The sequence below is a fragment of the Streptococcus sp. 3167 genome (assembly GCF_013277175.1).
Taxonomy (GTDB): Bacteria; Bacillota; Bacilli; order Lactobacillales; family Streptococcaceae; genus Streptococcus; species Streptococcus pseudopneumoniae.
Genome location: NZ_VMML01000022.1, coordinates 40,073 through 46,121, shown reverse-complemented (window position 1 = coordinate 46,121; position 6,049 = coordinate 40,073). Strand labels below are relative to the sequence as shown.

Annotated in this window: 5 protein-coding genes and 1 pseudogene; 5 read left to right on the top strand and 1 reads right to left on the bottom strand. The window is 39.2% G+C overall.

Going from position 1 to position 6,049, the window contains the following annotated elements:
- Positions 1-202, top strand: a pseudogene (locus HT678_RS03650) (transposase); the annotation flags it as partial.
- On the opposite strand, the gene HT678_RS11455 reads toward HT678_RS03650, so the two are convergent.
- The gene (locus tag HT678_RS11455; protein ID WP_078800210.1) at positions 186-368 is read right to left on the bottom strand and encodes a hypothetical protein; all 183 of its coding nucleotides are present in this window, start codon (positions 366-368) and stop codon (positions 186-188) included. The pseudogene HT678_RS03650 and the gene HT678_RS11455 sit on opposite strands and share 17 nt — an antisense overlap.
- A gap of 126 nt (positions 369-494) precedes the next feature.
- On the opposite strand from HT678_RS11455, the gene HT678_RS03645 reads away from it, so the two are divergent.
- The 4 genes from HT678_RS03645 to HT678_RS03630 all read left to right on the top strand — a co-directional run bounded on the left by HT678_RS03645 (position 495) and on the right by HT678_RS03630 (position 6,039).
- Complete coding sequence (locus tag HT678_RS03645; RefSeq protein WP_050269502.1) at positions 495-2,474, top strand: peptide ABC transporter substrate-binding protein; 1,980 nt, start codon at positions 495-497, stop codon at positions 2,472-2,474.
- Positions 2,475-2,540: 66 nt separating this feature from the next.
- Positions 2,541-4,037, top strand: coding sequence for an ABC transporter permease (locus HT678_RS03640; protein ID WP_050207981.1), 1,497 nt, complete (start codon positions 2,541-2,543; stop codon positions 4,035-4,037).
- Positions 4,037-4,963 (top strand): oligopeptide ABC transporter permease OppC, encoded by a 927-nt coding sequence (gene oppC, locus HT678_RS03635; protein WP_000103690.1) that lies wholly within the window; start codon positions 4,037-4,039, stop codon positions 4,961-4,963. The genes HT678_RS03640 and oppC overlap by 1 nt, the downstream gene beginning before the upstream one ends.
- Positions 4,964-4,971: 8 nt before the next feature.
- On the top strand, positions 4,972-6,039 hold the full coding sequence (locus tag HT678_RS03630; protein ID WP_172924600.1) for an ABC transporter ATP-binding protein: 1,068 nt from the start codon (positions 4,972-4,974) through the stop codon (positions 6,037-6,039).
- Positions 6,040-6,049 lie beyond the last annotated feature (10 nt).

Below are 6,049 nucleotides of genomic sequence, written 5' to 3'. Positions count from 1 at the left end.
AAAACTAAATGACTATAAAAAGAAATGCCACGCTATGAAGGCTCAAGCGATTGTCACAAGTCAAGGGAGAATTGTTTCTTTGGATATCGCTGTGAACTATTGTCATGATATGAAGTTGTTCAAAACGAGTCGCAGAAATATCGGACAAGCTGGTAAAATCTTGGCTGACAATGGTTATCAAGGACTCATGAAGCTATATCCTCTTTTGCAGGAAGTCTAATATTGTTATAATTTAATTTGAATTCCAAAATCACATTGTTCCGTCCGTATTTTATTTTACTGTATGTCTTCCTAAGCTCCAAAGTTTCTGCGTCAAATTTCCTATTTTCACTGTAGTCTTTGACACTTCGAACGACAATTTGAATCATATATTCAAAAAAAATGAAAAATTTGTGCCAACAAGCCTAAATATTCTGAAAATTTGTTTGATTTTTAATGGATAATATGATATAATGGTCGTCAATCTATAATTCACATAAACAGAGGAGTAGAAAATGAAAAAAAATCGTGTATTTGCTACAGCAGGTCTTGTTTTATTAGCAGCAGGTGTACTTGCAGCATGCAGTTCTTCAAAATCATCTGATTCATCAGCCCCTAAAGCTTATGGCTATGTTTATACAGCAGACCCAGAAACCTTGGACTACCTGATTTCAAGTAAAAATAGTACAACAGTAGTGACTTCAAATGGGATTGATGGTTTATTCACTAACGATAATTACGGTAATCTTGCTCCTGCAGTTGCAGAGGATTGGGAAGTCTCTAAGGATGGTTTGACCTACACTTATAAGATTCGTAAAGGGGTTAAATGGTTTACCTCTGATGGAGAAGAATATGCAGAGGTGACGGCTAAAGATTTCGTGAACGGCTTAAAACACGCAGCAGATAAAAAATCAGAAGCTATGTATCTAGCTGAAAACTCGGTTAAAGGCTTGGCAGATTATCTATCAGGAACTTCAACAGATTTTTCAACAGTTGGTGTCAAGGCGGTTGATGATTATACGTTACAATACACTTTGAACCAGCCTGAACCGTTCTGGAACTCTAAGTTGACCTATTCTATTTTCTGGCCTCTGAATGAAGAATTCGAAACATCAAAAGGAAGCGATTTTGCTAAACCAACAGATCCGACATCCTTGCTTTATAATGGGCCATTCTTGTTGAAAGGGTTGACTGCAAAATCTTCTGTAGAGTTTGTAAAAAATGAACAATATTGGGACAAAGAAAACGTCCACCTAGATACTATAAATCTGGCTTACTATGATGGCTCAGATCAGGAGTCGCTAGAGCGTAACTTCACTAGTGGAGCTTATAGTTATGCCCGTCTTTTCCCTACCAGCTCCAACTATTCTAAGGTTGCAGAAAAATACAAGGACAATATCTATTATACACAACCAGGCTCTGGGATTGCTGGTCTGGGTGTGAATATTGATCGCCAAAGTTACAACTATACTTCTAAAACTACAGATTCAGAGAAAGCAGCTACTAAGAAGGCATTGCTTAACAAAGATTTCCGTCAAGCCTTGAATTTTGCTCTTGATCGCTCAGCTTACTCAGCTCAAATCAATGGTAAAGATGGAGCAGCTTTAGCAGTTCGTAATCTATTTGTAAAACCAGACTTTGTTTCAGTTGGTGAGAAGACCTTTGGTGATTTAGTCGCTGCTCAACTTCCTGCTTATGGAGATGAGTGGAAAGGTGTGAATTTAGCTGATGGGCAGGATGGTTTATTCAATGCTGACAAGGCCAAGGCAGAGTTTGCGAAAGCTAAGAAAGCTTTAGAAGCAGATGGCGTTCAGTTTCCTATTCATCTGGATGTTCCAGTAGACCAAGCATCAAAAGGCTACATCGCCCGTATTCAGTCCTTTAAACAATCTGTAGAAACAGTTCTTGGTGTTGAAAATGTCGTTGTCGATATTCAACAAATGACAAGTGATGAATTCCTTAATATTACTTACTATGCTGCCAATGCTTCATCTGAGGATTGGGATGTATCGGGAGGAGTTACATGGGGACCAGACTATCAAGACCCATCTACTTACTTGGATATTTTAAAAACAACTAGCAGTGAAACTACAAAAACATATTTAGGATTTGATAATCCAAATAGCCCTTCAGTAGTTCAAGTTGGTTTGAAAGAATACGATAAATTGGTTGATGAAGCTGCCAAAGAGACAAGCGACTTGAATGTCCGTTATGAAAAATATGCAGCGGCTCAAGCATGGTTGACTGATAGTTCTCTCTTTATTCCTGCTATGGCTTCTTCTGGTGCAGCACCGGTGCTTTCACGAGTTGTTCCATTTACTAGAGCTTCTGCGCAAACAGGCTCTAAGGGGTCAGATGTTTACTTCAAATATTTGAAATTGCAAGATAAAGCGGTGACTAAGAAAGAGTATGAAAAAGCTCGTGAAAAATGGTTGAAAGAAAAAGCTGAATCAAATGAGAAAGCTCAAAAAGAATTGGCAAGTCATGTGAAGTAAATAATTTCTAATAGAACTTTCTCTCCATGAGGAGAAGGTTCTTTTGGGATTTTTAAAGGAAATAATATGAAAAAATATATTTTTATGCGTGTTTTGCGGTCATTGGTTTCGATTTTCTTAGTGACGACTTTGACCTACACGATTATCTATACCTTGGTTCCTCGAAAATTGATTTTCAAGCAGGATCCTAACTATAATAAAATTGCGACAACGGCTGATAAACGTGATAACTATGAAAATACTGTGTTTGAGCGTATGGGCTACATTGAGTATTACGATACTAAAGAGTTGCAAGAAAAGGCAAGTAGCATGGATTCTTCTGTAACAGTAGAAGCAAATGCGACCAATAAAGCTATTTATGAAAAGTACATCAATCAATTAGGTCATGGTTGGACCTTGGGAGAATTTACTGAAAGTGGTCAATTCTATGCTAGTCGTGAAATCCCCATTTTTGAACGTGTTTTTCACTTCTATGCTAACTTGATTGACATTGACCATACAAATAAAATCCAAGACCCTGAAAATCCAGACTTGAAACGCTACCTTCGTTTTGAAAATGATCCAGCTATCGGATGGTCATTGGTCGGTTCAGGAACTAAACATAAATATCTCTTATACTTTAACAGTCAGTTCCCATTTGTTCATCAAAACTTTGTGAACTTGAATTTAGGTGACTCTTACCCAACCTATGCTAATACACCAGTTCTTCAGGTTATTACTCAAGGTCAAGGACAAACCAAAACTGCCCAAGTTCAGTTCCCAACAGGTAAGAAAACGTCTTCTGTAAATATTTACTCAAGAACCTACAAGTCACCTAGTCAGGCTGACTCTCGTGAAGTAGCTAGCTATGGGAAAGATGATCCTTATACAGCGACTGAAAGTAATTACCAATATCCATCTATGATTGTCAGCTCTGCTATTACTGGTTTGATTGGTTTGGTGATTTCTTATGCGATTGCAGTGCCACTTGGTTCAGCCATGGCTCGTTTCAAGAACACTTGGATTGATAGCTTCTCAACAGGGGCTTTGACCTTCTTGCTTGCTCTTCCAACCATTGCCTTGGTTTACATCGTTCGATTGATTGGATCATCTATTGGTCTTCCAGATTCGTTCCCTATCTTGGGAGCTGGAGATTGGCGTTCTTACGTTTTACCAGCAGTCATCCTTGGTTTGTTGGGTGCTCCTGGTACAGCTATTTGGATTCGTCGTTACATGATTGACTTGCAATCTCAAGACTTTGTTCGTTTCGCTCGTGCAAAAGGTTTGTCTGAAAAAGAAATTTCAAACAAACACATCTTTAAAAATGCCATGGTTCCGCTGGTTTCAGGAATTCCTGGTGCTATTATTGGGGTTATCGGTGGTGCAACCCTTACTGAAACAGTCTTCGCCTTCCCAGGTATGGGTAAAATGTTGATTGACTCTGTAAAAGCATCTAATAACTCTATGGTCGTTGGTCTTGTCTTCATCTTTACATGTATTTCTATCTTCTCACGTCTTTTGGGAGATATTTGGATGACTATTATTGACCCACGTATTAAATTGACTGAGAAAGGAGGCAAATAATGTCTACAATCGATAAAGAAAAATTTCAGTTTATAAAACGTGACGATTTTGCCTCTGAAACTATTGATGCGCCAGCATATTCTTACTGGAAATCAGTGTTTAGACAATTTATGAAGAAAAAATCAACTGTAGTCATGTTGGGAATCTTGGTAGCCATCATTTTGATGAGTTTCATCTACCCAATGTTTTCTAAGTTTGATTTCAATGATGTCAGCAAGGTAAACGACTTTAGTGCTCGTTATATCAAGCCAAATGCTGAGCATTGGTTCGGTACAGACAGTAACGGTAAATCACTCTTTGACGGTGTCTGGTTTGGAGCTCGTAACTCTATCCTTATTTCTGTGATTGCGACAGTGATTAACTTGGTTATCGGTGTTTTTGTCGGTGGTATTTGGGGAATTTCAAAATCAGTTGACCGTGTCATGATGGAAGTTTATAACGTCATCTCAAACATCCCATCTCTTTTGATTGTCATTGTCTTGACTTACTCAATCGGAGCTGGATTCTGGAATCTGATTTTTGCTATGAGTGTGACGACATGGATTGGGATTGCCTTCATGATCCGTGTGCAAATCTTGCGTTACCGTGATTTGGAATACAACTTGGCGTCACGTACTTTGGGAACACCAACCTTGAAGATTGTTGCCAAAAACATTATGCCACAATTGGTATCTGTTATTGTGACAACGATGACTCAAATGCTTCCAAGCTTTATCTCATACGAAGCCTTCTTGTCTTTCTTCGGTCTAGGATTACCGATTACCGTGCCAAGTTTGGGTCGTTTGATTTCGGATTATTCACAAAACGTAACAACCAATGCTTACTTGTTCTGGATTCCATTGACAACCCTTGTTTTGGTATCCTTGTCCCTTTTCGTAGTTGGTCAAAACTTAGCGGATGCTAGTGATCCACGTACACATAGATAGGAGTAGAAATGACAAAAGAAAAAAATGTAATTTTGACTGCTCGCGATATTGTCGTGGAATTTGACGTTCGTGACAAAGTATTGACAGCCATTCGCGGCGTTTCCCTTGAACTAGTTGAAGGAGAAGTATTAGCCTTGGTAGGTGAGTCAGGATCAGGAAAATCTGTTTTGACAAAGACCTTCACAGGTATGCTCGAAGAAAATGGTCGCATTGCCCAAGGTAGTATTGACTACCATGGTCAGGATTTGACAAATCTATCTTCTCACAAGGATTGGGAACAAATTCGTGGTGCTAAGATTGCGACTATCTTCCAGGATCCAATGACTAGTTTGGACCCCATTAAAACAATTGGTAGCCAGATTACAGAAGTTATTGTAAAACACCAAGGAAAAACAGCCAAGGAAGCAAAAGAATTGGCCATTGACTACATGAATAAAGTTGGAATCCCAGACGCAGATAGACGTTTTGATGAATACCCATTCCAATATTCTGGAGGAATGCGTCAACGTATCGTTATTGCGATTGCCCTTGCCTGCCGACCTGATGTCTTGATCTGTGATGAGCCAACAACTGCCTTGGATGTAACCATTCAAGCTCAGATTATTGATTTGCTAAAATCTTTACAAAACGAGTATCATTTCACAACAATCTTTATCACTCACGACCTTGGTGTGGTAGCAAGTATTGCGGATAAGGTAGCGGTTATGTATGCAGGAGAAATCGTTGAGTATGGAACTGTTGAGGAAGTCTTCTATGACGCTTGCCATCCATATACATGGAGTCTCTTGTCTAGCTTGCCTCAGCTTGCTGATGATAAAGGGGATCTTTACTCAATCCCAGGAACACCTCCGTCACTTTATACTGACTTGAAAGGGGATGCCTTTGCCTTGCGTTCTGACTATGCAATGCAGATTGACTTCGAACAAAAAGCTCCTCAATTCTCAGTATCAGAGACACATTGGGCTAAAACTTGGCTACTTCATGAGGATGCTCCAAAAGTAGAAAAACCAGCTGTGATTGCAAATCTCCATGATAAGATCCGTGAAAAAATGGGATTTGCCCATCTGGCTGACTAGGAGGAAGGAA

Excerpts from the sequence above, each read along its gene's own strand:
- HT678_RS03630 (WP_172924600.1), top strand. The coding sequence starts at position 4,972 with ATGACAAAAGAAAAAAATGTAATTTTGACTGCTCGCGATATTGTCGTG.
- HT678_RS11455 (WP_078800210.1), bottom strand. The coding sequence starts at position 368 with ATGATTCAAATTGTCGTTCGAAGTGTCAAAGACTACAGTGAAAATAGG.
- HT678_RS03640 (WP_050207981.1), top strand. The coding sequence starts at position 2,541 with ATGAAAAAATATATTTTTATGCGTGTTTTGCGGTCATTGGTTTCGATT.
- HT678_RS03645 (WP_050269502.1), top strand. The coding sequence starts at position 495 with ATGAAAAAAAATCGTGTATTTGCTACAGCAGGTCTTGTTTTATTAGCA.
- oppC (WP_000103690.1), top strand. The coding sequence starts at position 4,037 with ATGTCTACAATCGATAAAGAAAAATTTCAGTTTATAAAACGTGACGAT.